Origin of the sequence: Silvimonas iriomotensis (assembly GCF_014645535.1) — a bacterium.
Taxonomy (GTDB): domain Bacteria; phylum Pseudomonadota; class Gammaproteobacteria; order Burkholderiales; family Chitinibacteraceae; genus Silvimonas; species Silvimonas iriomotensis.
The window spans coordinates 1-16,356 of the sequence record NZ_BMLX01000008.1 but is presented as its reverse complement, the minus strand read 5'-3'; the positions used below and the strand labels follow the sequence as shown (position 1 = coordinate 16,356).

Here is a 16,356-nt window from a genome sequence, read left to right as displayed (position 1 = left end):
TTATGAGCACAGCCACGATTCCGGCCATAGCCACGATTGTTAATGAAACGTTTTACACCGCCTCATGCCAGGCCAGCCCGAACGGGAGTTTGGGTGGTCCGAAGACGAAATGCAGTACGCGGCGGCGGCTGGTGCCGCTGCTGCGGGACGATGAATGCAGCGCCAGTGGCCGCATGATGAGGACGTCGCCGGCGCGGGCGACGCAGATGGTTTCGCCCAGGGAGCGGCGCAGTTCCACGGCGGTGGGTTGTTCAATGCGCCCGAGCAGGTGCGTGCCGGGCACGAGGCGCAAGGGGCCGTCGGTTTCCAGGCAATCGTCCAGATGCAGCCGCACCGCGACCATCTGCCGCAGTACCGAGGTGGGTGGTTGCACGAAGATCGTGCCTTCTTTTTCAGACCAGCCGCCCAGCCAGGGGTGATCAAACCGCTTGGCGACCGGAATGCTCAGGTCCTGGTGTACGGCGACCAGCGCGTTCTTCTGCCCGGTTTTTTCATAGAGGGTGCATTGCACCGCGACGTGATCCGCGGGGATGAATTCCGGCAGGTGTTCCCGCAGCAAGCGGGCCACATCGGCGCACCAGGGGGCTTGCAGCAGGCTGCGCTCACCCGCGCCAGACAACGGGCCGGCCAGCTGGGCCAGCGCCTCGCATTGGGCGCTGGACAGTACGTTTTCCATGCATACAAAGCCATCTGCCTTGAATTGGGCGACCTGGATGGCGGCTAACAGGTGGTGGTCGGTCAAACGAAACAATCCTTGGAGCATAAAACCGCCCACATCCTGCTGTAATGCGCGCTGCCTGGCAATGCCGCCTGACTGCCCGCCTGCAGCGTTAACCACAGCCCGATGCCCAGCAACACGATGCCGATGGCGCTGGCTGCCCAGGGCCGCTTGTGCCAGCGCTCCAGCACAATGGCTGCCGTCACTGCCAGCATGACGGCCCAATCCATCATGCCGCAGACCAGCAGCACCAGCGTCAGATTGGCGCAGCACAGATTGCAGTGCCAGCCGTGCCGGATGCCTTGCCATACTGCAGCGCGCGTGGTGCTGGCGTGGGGGTGACAGGGCGCGTCGTGGCAGCGTTGTAGCAGCCGGGCTTTGTGGCGAGTGAACTGGGCCAGACCCGCCATCACAACCACCAGGCCGTTGAGCAGCGGGACGCAGCGGGCCAGGGCCGGGTAGCGCATGGTCTGGTCGGCCAGCCACAGCCCGGCCAGCCAGATGATCAGCCCGGCAAGCGCCCAGACCAGAAAGTAGCCGCAGGCGGTGACAAGGTTGAGCCACGCCTTGCGCAGGCTGCTGTGGCTGGCCAGTGTGCAGCGTTGTTGCCATAAGGCCGGCGCCAGCACTGGCAGCATCATGCCCGCCATCATCCACAGCCACATGGCCATGAATCCGGCTGCGGCGCTGATCCAGCTCTGGCCGGGCATGCGCATCCACATCATCGACATGGTCCAGCCGCCGGGCATGGGCATGCCGCTCATGGCCGCCATGGGGGTGTAAAGGCGGGCCGTTGCCAGCCAGGCAAGCAGGCAAAGCAGGGCCATCGTGCCATAGAAGGCGATGCGGGCTGTCGGGCCGTCGGCGGGCAGGGCATGGTCGGCCCCGCCCGTCGCGGTGACAGCACGCTCAGGCTGCTGCGTACTCGTCATGACGGCGCCACCACACGCTGTTTTCATTGCGGCCCAGCGGTGCACGGTCCAGCCACTGGTACATGCCCCACAGGCCATCCAGACCGCGGGCGTAGGCGGAATAGGTGTGATAGATCACGCCGTTTTCCTTGATGAATGTACTCACGCCCGGGCGTTCCCGTGTGAAGGTGGGGACATCAGTGCCCACGCCGGCGGCAATCTGTGCAACCGGGCTCATGCCGTCGGGCTGGTCCCAGCTCGGCATGGATCTGGACAGCTTCGGCTGGCCGGTGGGTTCTTCTTTCTGATAGTTGTACTCGATGCCCTTGTGTTGTTGCTGTTCTTCGGTAAACGCCGCGTTGTAGTCATAGTTGAACTCGCCGCCGTAGGCCGATGCCCAGGGGAAAGTCCAGCCCATGCGCTTGCGATACGCCAGAAGCTTGAGCAGCGGCGCGCGGGAGATCGCCGTCAGGGTGATGTCGTGATTGGCCAGATGCACGGCAATGCCGTTAAAGCCATCGGCAATGGATGAGCACGACGGGCAGCCGGCGGTGTAATCCGGGCCGTACATGAAGTGGTACACCATCAGTTGCGTGCGGCCGTCGAACAGGTCAGACAAGGTGGCTTCGCCTTTTTCGGTGGCAAAGCGGTAGTCTTTGTCGACCCGTACCCAGGGCAGGGCCTGGCGTTGCTGCGCCAGTTCGTCGCTGCGATGGGTGTGTTCTTTCTCTGCCGCCAGCAGTTTCAATCGTGCCGCCAGCCATTCTTCCCGGGTGCCAGTGTGATGCGTGGTCATGATCGTTTCTCCTTGGGTGTGTCTTCCGTACGCGATCCGTGTTGCGGCGGGTTTGCCGCAAACGCCGTATTGCTTGAGAGCCTGCCCAGCTGCTTTTCTCCGCCCCGCAATGCCGGCGATGATGAAAAGCGGATGAACAGGCCCTAGACTAGGCGCAGACACCCAGGAGCCAGGAGTGACAAGTGTGGCGGGATTCGGATTGAAGCCATGGATTCGCTGATCACTGCGGCGGCGCGGGCGCTGGCCACGGGCGATGCGCTGGGCGCGCTCAACCGCGTGGCGTTGCGGGAAGACCCGCCGGCGCTGGCGCTGCGCGGCATTGCCATGGCGCAACTGGGCGACTTGCCCCGCGCCCGGCAATTATTGCGGCGCGCGGCACAAGGCTTCGGCCCCAAAGAAGCCGTAGCGCGGGCGCGCTGTGTGGTGGCAGAGGCCGAAATCGCCCTAGCCGCGCGTGATCTCACCTGGCCGACCAAAGCGCTGGAAGTGGCGCAGGCCACCCTGACCACGCATGGCGACCGCTTTAACGCCGCGCACGCGCAGTTTGTCATCTTGCGCCGCTTGTTGTTGCTGGGCCGCCTGCCAGAAGCCGAACACGCCCTGCAGACGGTAGCGGCCCAAACCCTGCCGCCCGCGCTGCGTGCCGTGCACGGGTTGATTGAGGCTGGCATTGCCATGCGCCGCTTGCACAGCAGCGCGGCCCGGGTGGCGCTGGCCAACGCCGCGCAAGCTGCGGCCGATGCGCGCATTGGTGCGCTGATGGCAGAAATCGCCGCCGCCGCGCGTTTGCTGGACGCCCCGGCCGCGCGTCTGATCACCCAGGGCCGCATGCAAACCTTGCGGCTTGATGAGATCGAAGCCCTGCAAAAAACGCCGGTCTTGCTGGTCGACGCATGTCGCAACTGCGTGCGCGATGCCACGCAGACCATCAACCTGGCAACGCGCCCTATTTTGTTTGTGCTGGCGCGCATGCTGGGCGAAGCCTGGCCGGCCGATGCCCCGCGTGATGCGCTGATTGCCGGCGCGTTCCGCATTCGCCATCCGGATGACACCCACCGCGCGCGCTTGCGGGTTGAAGTAGGGCGCCTGCGCAAATTGCTGCACCCTGCGGCGGATATCCAGGCCACCCGGCAGGGTTTTGTGCTGGTGCCGCGCTACACCCGGGAGGTCGCCGTGCTGGCCCCCACGGTTGAAGACGCCAACGCCGCCGTGCTGGCGCTGCTGACCGATGGCGAGTCCTGGTCCAGTTCTGCCCTGGCCTTGGCGCTGGGTACCAGCCAGCGCACCGTGCAACGCGCGCTGGATTCGCTCAATGCCGCAGGCAAGGTGCAGTATTTCGGACAAGGCCGGGCGCGCCGCTGGTTGAACCCGCCGATGCCCGGATTCGCGACGACCTTGTTACTCCCGGCCCCGTTTGCCGACATGCCAGGATGAAGGCGTCAATCCAGTACAAGGAGCAGCGCGCATGAAACACGCCAAGGCAGAAATCATTCAGGAATACGGCCCGTTTGAGGGCAACCCGGCCATTCACGGTGTCACCTGGGATGGCGAACAAGTGTGGTTTGCCAGCGGCAACCAGGTGAACGCACTCGATCTGGTCAGTGGCAAAACCGTGCGGGCGGTGCCGACACCGGCTGATGCCGGCACCGCGTTTGATGGCCAGCACCTTTATCAGATTGCAGAAAAGCACATCCACAAGATCGACCCGCAAACCGGCCAGGTACTCAATACCATTCCGGCGCCGGGTGATGGCGGGGATTCCGGCATGGCGTGGGCCGAGGGCTCTTTGTGGGTGGGCGTGTATCGGGATCGCAAGATTCACCAGGTTGATCCGGACACCGGCAAGATATTGAAGACGCTGGAAACCAACCGCTTTGTCACCGGGGTGACCTGGGTGGGGGGCGAGTTGTGGCACGGCACGTGGGAGGGCGAGGAGAGCGGGCTGAACCATATCGACGCGCACACCGGCAAAGTGCTGGAAGTGCTGGAAATGCCGGCGGGTACTGGCGTATCCGGGCTGGAATCCAACGGCGCTGACCGGTTCTTTTGCGGTGGCGGCACCAGCGGCAAAATCCGCGTGGTAAAGCACCCCGCCGCCAAAACGCCAGCCTGACCAGGCGGCAGGCGCAAAAAAAGGGGCACCTCAACGGTGCCCCTTTTTGCTGGTCACTCAGACGTGATCAGAACCCGCCAAAGATGTTGGTGAAGCTCCACAAGCTTTGCGAGATACCGCTGCATTGCCAGTTGGCGGTGGTGCTACCGGCGCAGTTGCCGTTGTCGCGGCCCAGCGACCAGAACGCCAGCCGGCCCATGCCGTTTTGCGTGGCAAAGTTGCGCACGGTCTGGGCATCGGTCAAGGTAAAGACCTCTGTCGAGTCGTCATTCTGACCAATCATGGCCGTGGCGCCGATCATGGCCCAGTACTGCGCGTCGGTCTTGCCCGGCAGCAGGGATTTGATCTGGTTGAACGCCAGTTGCAGCGCCTGGTCTGAACGCGCGCCCATCTGGCCGGACGACGCGCCGCCATCGTAGTAATCCATGATCATCAGGTTGACCAGATCAATGCGCGCGCCCGCGTTCCTGGCTGATTGCAGCACATAGAAACTGTCGGACGGAATGCCGTTGACCGGGTTGACCGCCAGCGTGAACGACACCGTCAGCGTCTGGCCGCGGGCAGCGTAGGTGTCTTGCAGAATCTTCACCGCCGCGCTGCGACGATCCACCACCGTGGTGTCCAGATTGTTCTGCTGATCGCCCGCTTCTGCATCCAGATCCAGGTGCGTGGTGCCCAGCCGGTCCAGTTCAGTCTGATAGACCGTGGCCACGGCCTGCGCAGTGCTGCACTGACGGGCGATATCCAGCGCATTCCAGCCACCGGACGACAGGATCACATTACCGCCCAACGCTTGCAGACCCTGGGTTTTGGACAGGATCGTCGCGCTGTCGATCGGCCATTGACCCGCGCAACCGCCGCTGGAATTGAAGAACGCCAGCGTCAGGTATTTCTGGCTGGTGGCTTGTGACCAGCCAATCGGATCAAAACTGCCGCTGACATCGACATACGGTGCAAAGCGATAACCGCCGGATGACGGGGTGGGGGCGGGCGTGGGCGTCGGGGTCGGCGTTGGAGTAGGTGTCGGCGTGGGGGTTGGCGTTGGCGTTGGCGTGCTGCCACCGCAATTGCCCACAACAATCCACGGCTGGCCGCTGCCGGCCGCGCCGCTGGTGGTCGACGGGTTATTGCCCTGCGTCCAGTACGCGGCCTGATAGTTCACGCCGTTGTAGCTGACCTGTGCCCCGGTCGAGTACGCCGTGCTGCTGCTCCACGCGGCATAACACCCCGACGACGGCGTCGGGGCCGGTGTCGGCGCAGGTGTGGGAGCGGGGGTAGGTGCAGGTGTCGGTGCGGGCGTCGGGGCTGGCGTTGGTACCGGTGTGGGTGCCGGCGTTGGTGCCGGTGTCGGCGCAGGGGTTGGCGTGCCGCCGGTATCCGCGCCCAGATCGGTCCACAACGAGGCCACCGTCGGGTTCCAGCCGGTGCCGCTGTAATCGGTCTGGCTGACTACGGCTTTGTAATCATGCCCGTTGTACAGCACCACCGTGCCGGCGGCGTAGTACGTATCGGCTTGCCAGGCCGGGTATGCAGCGAACACGGCTGCAGGCAATAGCGCAAGCGCCGCGCTGGCAGCAAGCCGGCGCGGAAACAGGGTGTTTCTCATGACAAGTCTCCATCCTTGGAAGAATATTCAACCGTCTGCGCGACAACCTCACCGCGCGAAACCCGCCTGATCGTGACCCGACCGATCTTGCTGTGCCCCGCATTTGCCTGGCGCTGTTATGTGTAATACCAGGCAAAAACCAGTGTGTATTGCCGCTGATTCAGGCCCGCTCGAACAGACACAGGGCCTTGATCATGCAAACGTTTTCATATCCTGATGGCGGACTATGCCAATGTCAACGCGTGGCAGGTACCAGCAACGCACCTGCCACGCCTTGCGCGCGCTGGCGGGTTACAGGCTGGCTGCCTCAATCCGGTTACGGCCGTTTTGCTTGGCCGCGTACAGCAGCTTGTCGACGGCCTGCACAAAGTCTGTTGCAGACTGACCTTCTGCCGGGGTGATCGTGCCCACGCCCATGCTGACCGTCACAAAACCGCTGCCGCCGGATTTCTCATGCACGATCTTCAGTTTCTCGATCAGCCGCTCACAACGTTCGGCCACTTCACGCGCGCCATGGGCGTCGGTTTCAGGCAGCAGAATCACAAACTCCTCGCCACCAAACCGCGCCGCTATGTCCCGCGGGCCGGCAATGGCCAGCGCCAGGGTTTGCGCCACGTTGGTCAGGCATTTATCCCCGACAATATGGCCGTATACATCGTTGAACTGCTTGAAGAAGTCGATATCAAGCACGATCAGGCTTAGCGGCTGGTTGCCGCGCTGGGCATTGCCCCATTCCACTTCCAGGCTGGCATCAAACCGGCGGCGGTTGGCAATGCCGGTCAGGCCATCCTTGAACGACAGCGCTTCCAGTTCGCGCTGCAGGCTGATCAGTTTTTCTTCGGTTTTCTTGCGCTCGCTGATATCGAACATGAAACCGATCAAAGACTCTGCCTCGCCGTTTTCACCGCGCACCACATGCACCACATCGCGAATCCACACATAACCGTTGTCTTTGGTCAGCGCGCGGTAGTCGGCCTCGTGATCGACCCCCAGCTTGGATTGCGAGATACAAAAGTTGACCACGTAATCACGGTCATCCGGGTGAATGCGCATGGCCCAGTCCTCGGCCGATACCCAGCTTTCCTGGCTCCAGCCCAGCAAGGGCTCGATCTGCGGACCGATATAGGCAAACTTCATGCTCGCCCAGTCAATTTTCCAGGGGATGGCCTGGGTGGATTCCAGCAAGGTCTTGTAAACCGCGCTGTCGCTTTGAAGATCATGAAGGTCTGACATATGGTGTTTTCCCTGAGCAATAAGCGGCTTGGGCCGTTCTTGTGGTGTGGTCAATGAGCGCGATCAACGGTGAGACAGATGGCTGTGCACGGTGGGTTTGGCGTTCCAGAACCAGTAAAAAAAGCCACCCTTGTTCTGCAACAGCGTGTGGGTCACCAGCGTGTTCTGGTGGATATCACCCCAACAGGCGCGGGCGGAATTGCGGTTGTTGTGCAGATCAATACATTCGGCGCCCGGCAGTGCCGGCATCGGCGGGATATACAACGCACTGCCGCGCGGCACCCACAGATCGGCCACGCGGATTTTTTTCTGCGCCGGCCAGTAACGCCCCACCGAGATCACCAGAGGAAACTGCGGGTCTGTACTGGCAAATACATGCGGGAAATCATGGTGTTCCAGATCAGTACACACCACGCTCAACAGATTCATGCCCGTGTTCTGGTATGGCGACCAGTGCCCGGCAAACACGCCGTATTCATACTCGATCTGCTGCAGGATTTTCACCGGGCTGGTGATCTCTACCGCTTGCCCAGGCTCGACCAGCGTAATGCCAAACGCCGCCGCAACCTCACGCGTGGCCCACATGGGCGGGTACTCAATCTCTTGCCCCGCCAGCCCCAGTTGCGTCTCCACCCCCCACGGCGGCGTCTGCTTCACCCCGATGATCTCAGGCACCGCATACTCATTGCCCAGCGCCAACGCCGGGTCAGACCCGGCCGCGGTCAGGATTGTCGCGCTGGACGGCAACTGATCCCGCCGCATGTACGCAGGCTGGCCGGCGTTGTTGTAAAAGAACGGCGCATCAACAATATCCACGCTCGTTTCATTCATTTCCTGGATAAAAACAGGCGTGTTGAACACGGGTTCAGACATGGCTTGGGCTGATCGTAAGTATTTGATAATGGACTGATATTCTAGCCCCAGCGCATGCCAGGATCATTACGAATGCAGCAAAGCAAGATGGCATGTGGGTAGAAAGCGACAGCCCTGATCCAGAACCGGCCATCCTCAGGCTCTGGACACCCGGAAAACGCCCCTCAGACCTGGTTTCACCGGGTGCAGGTGCCAGCGTTCACTGCGCCACTGGCGAAGCTGGTATCGCCACGGGTTTCGGGGGCGCCGTCTGGCTGTTCACCTGGCAGGTGCAGGTGCGCTTGTGTTGATGGGGGACTGGTGTTTTGGGCGGATAAATAACCGGCGGTAATGCGTCTGCTTTGCTGCAATTCTGGATAATCTGAAAAGAAGTACTGCCGGCCGACCAGACGGGCACAGTGCCTGGTTTGTCTGGGGTTTCTTTCTTGTCGTCAAAAATCTTGTCCAGAATCTTTTTGGCCGCCTCTACCGTAATTTCCCTTCCGCCGGAAATTGCTTCTTTTCTTAGTTCATCAATGGTCTTGGTTGCTTCTTCTTTGGGCACTTTCAGGGTGTCGAGCAAGGTAGAAACAATGCCGGAGAACGCCGCGAAATCGATCCGTCCCGGTTCCGGACCTGGCCCAGGCCCCGGGTCGGGGCCCGAAAAATCAGAACCTTGTGATTGGGATGTAACCGGCCCGGTGGGTGGTGCCCAAGGGGTGATCACCACGGGAGGACGCCCATCAGTTTGATCTTTTGCGGCCAAAGATTGGTTTACTTCAATCTTTTTGTTTTCCAGAAAGAAATAAAGGCCCTCATGGATCAATGCCAATATAAAACCGGCAACAAAAAGCATCCTTAATAAATTGATGACCCTGAAGTAAAACCTTCGCTTGTAGAAAACAAGTTCCTCGTGCCGCTTTTCTTCTCTGGCCAGTCTTTCCAACTCACCGGGCGACGCATTTTCATCACTTTGATATTCCATGATTGCCATACCCCTTCTGAAGCATTGGGTGACCGTCAGGAGAGAGCGCAAGGCGCCAGGTGCAGGACGACCTCTATCATTAAAATAGAAGTCATTTGATTTTCAAGAGGTTATGAAGGGCGGCGGGGCAGCAAGCGGCCCCGGTCTGGCCAGGGCGCTGCAGAAAAACAGACAGGGGCTAGATTGCGGCCGGGTCCAGGGCCGCAACATGACGCGCTAATGGGCCCATGCTGGTGGAGCATGCGGCCGCAAGCGCGTTCAGTCCTCGTTCGGCTCCAGCGGCGTCACCAGAATCTTCTGGTAGAACGCCAGATCCAGCCAGCGCCCGAACTTGTATCCGGCCTGTTTGATCACGCCAGATGCCTCGAAACCCAGTTTTTCATGCAGGGCAATGCTGCCGGTATTGCTCAGGTCAATACCGCCCACCAGGATATGCACATCGCGCCGGGTGGCCTCTTCAATCAAGCGGGTCAGCAGCAATTCGCCCAGGCCCTTGCCGCGATGTTCATGGTGAATGTAGATCGAGTGCTCCACGCTGTACTTGAACGCCGCCCACGCGCGGAAAGTGCCGTAACTGGCAAAACCCAGCAGCGTGCCGTGCTCGTCCTCAACCCCGATCACCGGAAAACCATTGCGGCGCTTGGTTTCAAACCAGGTCACCATCGACGACAACTCACGCGGTTTGTAGTCATACAGCGCGGTCGAATTGGCGATGGCCTCGTTGAAAATATCCAGAATCGCGCCGGCGTGGCGTTCTTCTGTGCAATCTACTATCTGCATGACTATTCCCGTTCGTTCAATATGAGATACGATACGTCTAATATAGTGGATATTGCAAGAGCGGCCTTCTCATGAGCATTGATCGCCTTATCGCTGAACGCATCGCCTCATTGCGCACCGCGCAGCAACTCAGCCTCTCGCAACTGGCAGAGCGTTCAGACGTCAGCAAGGCCATGATCTCTAAAATAGAACGCATGGAGAGCAGCCCCACCGCCGCCGTACTGGGGCGGCTGGCGTCGGGCCTTGGCGTGCCGCTCACCCGCCTGCTGGCTGAAGACGAACCACACCACCGCTCGCCCCTGCGCCGCCGCGACGAACAAGAAATCTGGCAAGACCCCTCCACCGGCTACCTGCGCCGCCAGGTGGCCCAACTGGACGAAGCCAGCGGCACAGAACTGGTAGAGATCGACCTGCCCGCCGGCACCCGCATCGACTACCCGCACTGGCACACCAAACCCCACCGCCAAAGACTGTGGATGCTGGAAGGCAATCTGGACGTCATCTACGGCGAAGAACGCTTTGAACTCACGGTGGGCGACCAGCTGGATTTTGCGCTGGATAAACCAGTGAGCTACCTGGCCAACCCGATCGGGCGCTGCCGCTATCTGTTGAACGTGCTGCACAAGCAGCAGGGGTAGCCGCTCGCCAGGTCAGCGGGGCCGGCACCGCTGCGCTGAAATCGGCCGTCATATTTACTTTGGGTAAGCCCGCCCGGCTGTGATCCAATACCCGCCTGTGTTTGCGTCAAACAAAGCCCTGAATCAGAAGTGCCCGATGGGGCCTGACCAAGGCGCCAGGCAGTATGGCGGCGTCGCGTTCTGGATAGAGCGTGATCGGGTCTGGAAACCCCGACGCTTAGGCCGATGGTTCGCAATCACAGCTGATGTGGCTTTTCTGTGTTCATCGGTCGCTCGGCATACCTGTATCTACGGTGGGCCGGGCAGGGAGACCTTCGGGTCTGCCGGTTCCTAAGCCCGGTTTTTCCAGCCCTGTCCGGTTCCGCCACCTCGCCTGGAAACGGGGGAAGCGGAGGTCAACGCTGTTCGCTTATCTTTGTGGCTGCTGCTCGGCATACTCGTCGCGTATCCACGCTGTGGCGGTATTGAGTTTGACCCAGCCGTCTATGGCGAATTTGCTTTCTGCTTCACGCAGACACGACACGGCGCCACTCATTGGCCAAATCACTGACCCATCCGGCATGATTCCATGTACCAGGATGTTTTCGAATGCGCTTGTCGCCGTGAATGATGCCAGCATGGCCCGAGTTTGCTCCATGGACTGGGCCCACCCGCGCAGCGTGATGAAATGGCCATCAATGGTTTCGTAGCTGTTATCCAGGTATGCCTCTGCAGCAACACAACCATCGGCTTTCCATACGTCGAAAAGCTGGAGAAAGTGATGGACCAGTTCATTGCGCAGCTTAACCAACTCGTCGAGTGCTTCCCCTGCGGACTCGGACTGCTCGGGGCTTAGCCCTGCTTGAAAACGCATTTTTGTCCAAGGTCCACCACTACCAGGCACCGGTTTATCGGGTCCTTCTGTTTCCTGTTCGGGGGACAGATAGCTTTCGGTCAGCATGCCCACCAAGGCACCCATGGTCATTTTCTGGACGCTGAACGCTTTCTTGTCGCGAAGCGCTTCCAGTTGGGCATTGGGCCCTTCAATTTCGCTATGCGTAACCAGCACCTTCAGGAGCATTTCATATTGCTGAAGTCGAAGCAGGCACCGGCCGAGCTTGCGTTGCACGGCGTACTGCTGTTCGAGCGAGGCGATTTCCTTCATTGACAGCATGCCACCTTCTTCTTCCGACAGTTCACATTGTACCGCCATCTTCGATGCGAATTTAATGGCCAGCTCCTTCCTGCGGAGCTCGTGATGATGGCAAAGCATTGTAGGGCCTGCGGACAGCCCTTTACCCCTTGTCCACAATCCAAAAACCAGCAGCAATATTGCTCGGACCCAGCGTGTCAGCGTGCACGCCGCCGCCACGCTCAGGCGGCTCGGCGCGCTGCCAGCAGTCTCAGCCGAACAGTCGATGCGCAGTATTTCAAAGACTGGTCTGCCAAGCACCCTGGCTACTGGAAACAGTACCGCGCCGCCCATCTCGAATATACAGAACGGAACCGGCACCAGCAGCGAGAGCGCAATCATGCGCGTATTGCAAAGGATACCTCGTGCTTGCTGAATGCCTTGCCCAGTGGGCTCTACCGGCTGATTCCCGTCGACGGCGGGGTAATTGCAAAAGAAGCCGCGTGGATAGTCGAAATTCGCGTCCTGTCTGGTCCGGAGGGCTTTCTTATGACGAATTGCAAAATGAAGCCGTGATTTTCGGATGCGTGGTTACTTGCTAACGTTCCGCGAATGACAAACGGTTAGCAGGCTGCCCTGTAGGGAGTTCAGGTTGGCGCCTGCAGGGTAAGGAGGGGCTTTGCATGCGTGTCCCAGCACAACCCGATGGTGAATCAGACGAAGTGCCACAGCTGCGAGCGGCTGAATATGTGCGCATGTCGACTGAGCACCAGCAGTATTCCACTGAAAATCAGGCCGACCGGATTCGGGAGTACGCCCTTCGCAATCACATCCATATTGTTCGGACCTATGCCGACGAGGGCAAAAGTGGTCTGCGTATTGCCGGGCGGGAAGCCTTACAGCGATTGATTCGGGACGTGGAGGCGGGTACAGCGGATTTCCAGATGATTCTGGTGTACGACGTCAGCCGCTGGGGGCGCTTCCAGGATTCCGATGAGAGCGCCTACTACGAGTACATCTGTCGCCGCCAAGGCATTCTCGTTGTCTACGTGGCCGAACAGTTTGAGAACGACGGCTCCCCAGTCTCCACTATCGTTAAGGGCGTCAAGCGAGCGATGGCTGGTGAATACAGCCGTGAGCTGTCGGCCAAGGTATTTGCTGGTCAGTGTCGCCTGATTGAACTGGGTTATCGCCAGGGTGGTCCGGCGGGTTTTGGTCTGCGCCGTGCCCTCATCGACCAGCGTGGCCTCATGAAAGGTATGCTGGCTCGTGGCGAACACAAAAGTCTGCAGACCGACCGTGTCATTCTGGTTCCAGGGCCGGAAGCTGAAGTGGCGACCGTTTTGCGCATTTACCATTGGTTCATTGACGACAACCTGTCCGAGTTGCAGATTGCCGGCCGGCTGAACGCCGAAGGTATTGGCACAGACCTGGGGCGGGAATGGTCGCGCTCAACCGTGAATGAGGTGCTGACCAACGAAAAGTACATTGGCAATAATGTGTACAACCGCGTGTCCTTTAAGCTGAAGAAAACCCGTGTTATCAATCCGGCCGAATTGTGGGTGCGCAAAGAGGGTGCTTTCGAGCCGGTTGTATCGCCGGAATTGTTTTTCACCGCCCAGGGCATCATGCGCGCGAGATTGCGGCGCTATAGCGACGAGGACCTGCTGGAGCGATTGCGCCAGTTGTATCAGAGCCGCGGTTTACTTTCCGGTTTGATAATTGATGAGACTGAAGGCATGCCGTCGGCGGCGGCTTATGCCCATCGCTTCGGTAGCCTGATTCGCGCCTATCAAAAGGTGGGATTTACACCGGACCGCGACTATCGCTTCCTGGAGGTCAACCGCCTCCTGCGGATGATGCACCCCGCCATCGTGGCGGAGACCGAAGCCGCCATCCGTGCCATAGGCGGTTCCGTGTATCGAGACCCGGCGACAGACCTGCTGGAAGTGAATGGTGAATTCACGGCGTCTCTTGTGCTCAGCCGCTGCCTGGTTATGGAGTCCGGTGCTCGCCGCTGGAAAGTCAGACTGGATACCAGCCTGTGCCCCGACATCACGGTTGCGGTCCGGCTGGCAAGCAGCAACGAATCGGCGCTCGACTATTTTCTGTTACCCCGACTCGATTTTGGGGAGAGCAAGTTCAGCCTGGCTGAGCTGAACGCTGCTGAGCTCGACTGCTATCGGTTTGACACGCTTGATTACCTTTACGGGATGGCAGCACGGCAACGCTTGCGGAGGGCTGCATGATGGACAAACTGCAACAGCGTACATTGCGGAATATCCCGCTCGACCTCATCGACGTGCTCAACACACGGGACCGCAACAAGCGTGTATTCGCCGACATCGTCGGCAATTTCCAGAAGGTGGGCCTCAAAAAGCCGGTCACGGTGGCACCTCGACGTGGCGAGGATGGGAGCGAGCGCTACCTGCTGCTGTGCGGTGAAGGGCGATTGAAAGCATTCCGCTCATTGGGTGAAACCGAGATACCCGCCCTGGTGGTGGAGGTGGATAACGAGGATGCCTTCATCATCAGCCTGGCTGAGAACATTGCCCGCCGGCAATATCGTCCGCTGGAGGTTCTGTCTGGCATCAAACGCTTGAATACACTGGGTTATAGCGCGAACGACATCGCCACCAAGACCGGACTGAACCCAACTTACGTGGGTGGCATTCTGAATTTGCTGACCCAGGGTGAGGAGCGCCTGCTTATCGCCGTGGAAACAGGCAAGGTGCCCTTGAACACCGCGCTGGAAATCGTGGGAGCCGGCGATGATGACACCGCCTTGCAGGCCGCGATGCAGGAGGCCTACGAGTCAGGTCGGCTGCGGGGCAAGCAACTGACGGAAACCCGCAAGGTCATTCAGCGCAGACAGTCTTTGGGGCGCTGCATGGGCAAGAACACCCAGCGCAAAAAGACGGATGTATCGGCATCGGGTCTTGTTCGTACCTACGAGCGCGAAGTGGCTCGGCAGAAGCTGGTCGTCCGAAAGGCAGAGCTTACCCAGCAGCGCCTCCTGTTCGTGGTGAGTGCGTTGCGTCAGTTGTTTGCCGACGAGAATTTTATCAACCTGCTGCGGGCGGAGCACCTGGACACCTTGCCTTCCTATCTGGCCGACCGCGTCTGGCCGGCCGGGAGCGCCGCGTGAGTGGCACGTTGCTGGCGTTCATTCCGAAGCCCTATATCGTTCGCCTGGATGATTTGCTCCCATCGAAGGCGGTGCCGGCAGGCTTGTTGACCTCAGTGAAGTATCTGCAAATCCGAAGCTCGATAGTGGAAGTCGGGCTGATTGAGCCCCTGTCGATTTCGGCGGCGCAGCCGGATGGCAGGCATGTCGTACTTGATGGGCATGTCAGACTGGCAGCATTGCGGGAACTTGGTCACGCGGAGGTACTATGCCTGGTCTCGACGGATGATGAGAGCTACACCTGCAACACCAAAATCAACCGCTTGCCGACGATAGCGGAACACAAGATGTTGCTCCATGCGGTGCAGCAGGGCGTGTCTGAAGAAAGGCTGGCCAGGGCCCTGAATGTTGACATCACACAAATCGAGAAAAAGGTCCGGCTGCTCCATGGCATTTGTCCCGAAGCGGCTGAGTTGCTGAATGAGCGGCAATTCTCTGCAGAGATAGTACGCGTATTGCGCAAAATGAAAGAGACTCGCCAGGTTGAATGCGTCGAACTCATGGTGTCGGCCAACAGCCTCAAGGTCACCTATGCGGAAGCGTTGCTGGCGGCGACACCGGTTGGTCAACTCGTTGATGGCCAAAAACCCAAAAAGCTGGCCGGACTGACGGCTGGGGAAATTCAGAAAATGGAGCGCGAGATGGCCAATCTGCAGGGGCAGTACAAGCTGATTGAGCAGGGCTATGCGGAGGATGTACTCAATCTGGTGTTGGCGCGCGGTTATGTGGCCAAGTTGCTGGAAAATGAGGCTGTGGCGCGCTTTATCCGCTTACAAAAGCCCGAGCTCGCTGAACCACTGCAACACCTGGTCGATGTCACATCACTTGAACAGTAAGTCGCCTTTGCTCTTTAACAAAATGGAAAATACTGGACGGCGCGGATGGGTGCAGATTCCGGTGGACCTGTTGACTGATTCCGGACATTACTGGTGTCTTTACAGCATCGGTTCCGGTGACGCTGGCGGCTGTAGTCAGTCCGAACAAAAAAAAAGCAGCCTGAGCAGCTTCCATCACGACCTCGGTAGTTGCTCCCTCGAGGAGTTTCATCGTCTCTTCGATAAATGGTTCAACCGGCATGGCACGTGGATCGCAGCTCTTGTGAACTAGGTCAGTATCGACCCATGGCGGAGCGATCTTGAGGACCCGTACGAACGTCTCGCGTAGCGCAAAATGTTGCGACAGGGTGTTTGTGGACGTGCACTTCAATCACGTTGCTGCAGATAACAGGGCATGGGAGCCATTTGATTGTCGATTGCGAGTGCCCTGGTGGCTCTCCAGTGATTACGGCATGAGCACGGACTGTTGATTTGCACTGAATCCTGACCCACCTTTTGCATCGAATTCTGACCCACCTGATGGACCCTTTTCAGGGGGTGGGTTGGGGCTGCCTGGGGGCTTTTTTCTCCTTTTCCGGTGGAAACGTGCT

15 protein-coding genes are annotated in these 16,356 nt (G+C 59.7%); 6 read left to right on the top strand and 9 right to left on the bottom strand.

Annotated elements, in window-relative coordinates:
- Window positions 1–52: 52 nt before the first annotated feature.
- The 3 genes from IEX57_RS19140 to IEX57_RS19130 are packed head-to-tail and all read right to left on the bottom strand — an operon-like array spanning window position 53 to window position 2,425.
- A complete protein-coding gene (locus tag IEX57_RS19140; RefSeq protein WP_229709124.1) occupies window positions 53–742 on the bottom strand; it encodes a phytanoyl-CoA dioxygenase family protein in 690 nt (229 codons plus the stop codon).
- The gene (locus IEX57_RS19135) at window positions 739–1,650 is read right to left on the bottom strand and encodes a DUF2182 domain-containing protein (RefSeq protein WP_188706594.1); all 912 of its coding nucleotides are present in this window, start codon (window positions 1,648–1,650) and stop codon (window positions 739–741) included. Before IEX57_RS19135 ends, IEX57_RS19140 begins: the two co-directional genes overlap by 4 nt.
- A complete protein-coding gene (locus tag IEX57_RS19130) occupies window positions 1,628–2,425 on the bottom strand; it encodes a DUF899 domain-containing protein (protein WP_188706592.1) in 798 nt (265 codons plus the stop codon). The genes IEX57_RS19135 and IEX57_RS19130 overlap by 23 nt, the downstream gene beginning before the upstream one ends.
- A gap of 207 nt (window positions 2,426–2,632) precedes the next feature.
- Here IEX57_RS19130 and IEX57_RS19125 point away from each other — a divergent pair, with 207 nt between their 5' ends.
- Both IEX57_RS19125 and IEX57_RS19120 read left to right on the top strand, forming a co-directional pair.
- Window positions 2,633–3,859, top strand: coding sequence for a helix-turn-helix domain-containing protein (locus IEX57_RS19125; RefSeq protein ID WP_188706589.1), 1,227 nt, complete (start codon window positions 2,633–2,635; stop codon window positions 3,857–3,859).
- A gap of 31 nt (window positions 3,860–3,890) precedes the next feature.
- The gene (locus IEX57_RS19120) at window positions 3,891–4,538 is read left to right on the top strand and encodes a Vgb family protein (RefSeq protein WP_188706587.1); all 648 of its coding nucleotides are present in this window, start codon (window positions 3,891–3,893) and stop codon (window positions 4,536–4,538) included.
- A 67-nt stretch (window positions 4,539–4,605) separates the two neighbouring features.
- Here the strand turns inward: IEX57_RS19120 and IEX57_RS19115 are convergent, their stop codons facing one another.
- The 5 genes from IEX57_RS19115 to IEX57_RS19095 all read right to left on the bottom strand — a co-directional run bounded on the left by IEX57_RS19115 (window position 4,606) and on the right by IEX57_RS19095 (window position 9,994).
- A complete protein-coding gene (locus IEX57_RS19115; RefSeq protein ID WP_188706585.1) occupies window positions 4,606–6,144 on the bottom strand; it encodes a carbohydrate-binding protein in 1,539 nt (512 codons plus the stop codon).
- Window positions 6,145–6,435: 291 nt separating this feature from the next.
- Entirely contained in the window at window positions 6,436–7,377 is a 942-nt protein-coding gene (locus tag IEX57_RS19110) for a GGDEF domain-containing protein (protein WP_188706583.1), read from the bottom strand.
- Between the two features lie 63 nt (window positions 7,378–7,440).
- The gene (locus IEX57_RS19105) at window positions 7,441–8,250 is read right to left on the bottom strand and encodes a hypothetical protein (protein ID WP_188706581.1); all 810 of its coding nucleotides are present in this window, start codon (window positions 8,248–8,250) and stop codon (window positions 7,441–7,443) included.
- Between the two features lie 199 nt (window positions 8,251–8,449).
- The gene (locus tag IEX57_RS19100) at window positions 8,450–9,214 is read right to left on the bottom strand and encodes a hypothetical protein (protein WP_188706579.1); all 765 of its coding nucleotides are present in this window, start codon (window positions 9,212–9,214) and stop codon (window positions 8,450–8,452) included.
- 258 nt (window positions 9,215–9,472) lie between these two features.
- Window positions 9,473–9,994 carry a GNAT family N-acetyltransferase gene (locus IEX57_RS19095; RefSeq protein ID WP_188706577.1) on the bottom strand — a complete coding sequence of 174 codons (522 nt, stop codon included), beginning with the start codon at window positions 9,992–9,994 and terminating at the stop codon, window positions 9,473–9,475.
- Window positions 9,995–10,065: 71 nt separating this feature from the next.
- Between IEX57_RS19095 and IEX57_RS19090 the strand changes: the two genes are divergently transcribed.
- Window positions 10,066–10,632, top strand: a complete 567-nt coding sequence (locus tag IEX57_RS19090; protein WP_188706574.1) for an XRE family transcriptional regulator — start codon at window positions 10,066–10,068, stop codon at window positions 10,630–10,632.
- Window positions 10,633–11,041: 409 nt separating this feature from the next.
- Here IEX57_RS19090 and IEX57_RS19085 read toward each other — a convergent pair whose 3' ends face one another.
- The gene (locus tag IEX57_RS19085; protein ID WP_188706573.1) at window positions 11,042–12,145 is read right to left on the bottom strand and encodes a hypothetical protein; all 1,104 of its coding nucleotides are present in this window, start codon (window positions 12,143–12,145) and stop codon (window positions 11,042–11,044) included.
- 281 nt (window positions 12,146–12,426) lie between these two features.
- On the opposite strand from IEX57_RS19085, the gene IEX57_RS19080 reads away from it, so the two are divergent.
- From IEX57_RS19080 to IEX57_RS19070, 3 genes are read left to right on the top strand one after another with little or no spacing between them, the layout of a single operon-like run.
- Window positions 12,427–13,992, top strand: a complete 1,566-nt coding sequence (locus IEX57_RS19080; RefSeq protein ID WP_229709122.1) for a recombinase family protein — start codon at window positions 12,427–12,429, stop codon at window positions 13,990–13,992.
- Complete coding sequence (locus tag IEX57_RS19075) at window positions 13,989–14,891, top strand: plasmid partitioning protein RepB C-terminal domain-containing protein (protein WP_188706571.1); 903 nt, start codon at window positions 13,989–13,991, stop codon at window positions 14,889–14,891. Before IEX57_RS19080 ends, IEX57_RS19075 begins: the two co-directional genes overlap by 4 nt.
- Window positions 14,888–15,766 carry a plasmid partitioning protein RepB C-terminal domain-containing protein gene (locus IEX57_RS19070; RefSeq protein WP_188706568.1) on the top strand — a complete coding sequence of 293 codons (879 nt, stop codon included), beginning with the start codon at window positions 14,888–14,890 and terminating at the stop codon, window positions 15,764–15,766. The genes IEX57_RS19075 and IEX57_RS19070 overlap by 4 nt, the downstream gene beginning before the upstream one ends.
- Window positions 15,767–16,356 lie beyond the last annotated feature (590 nt).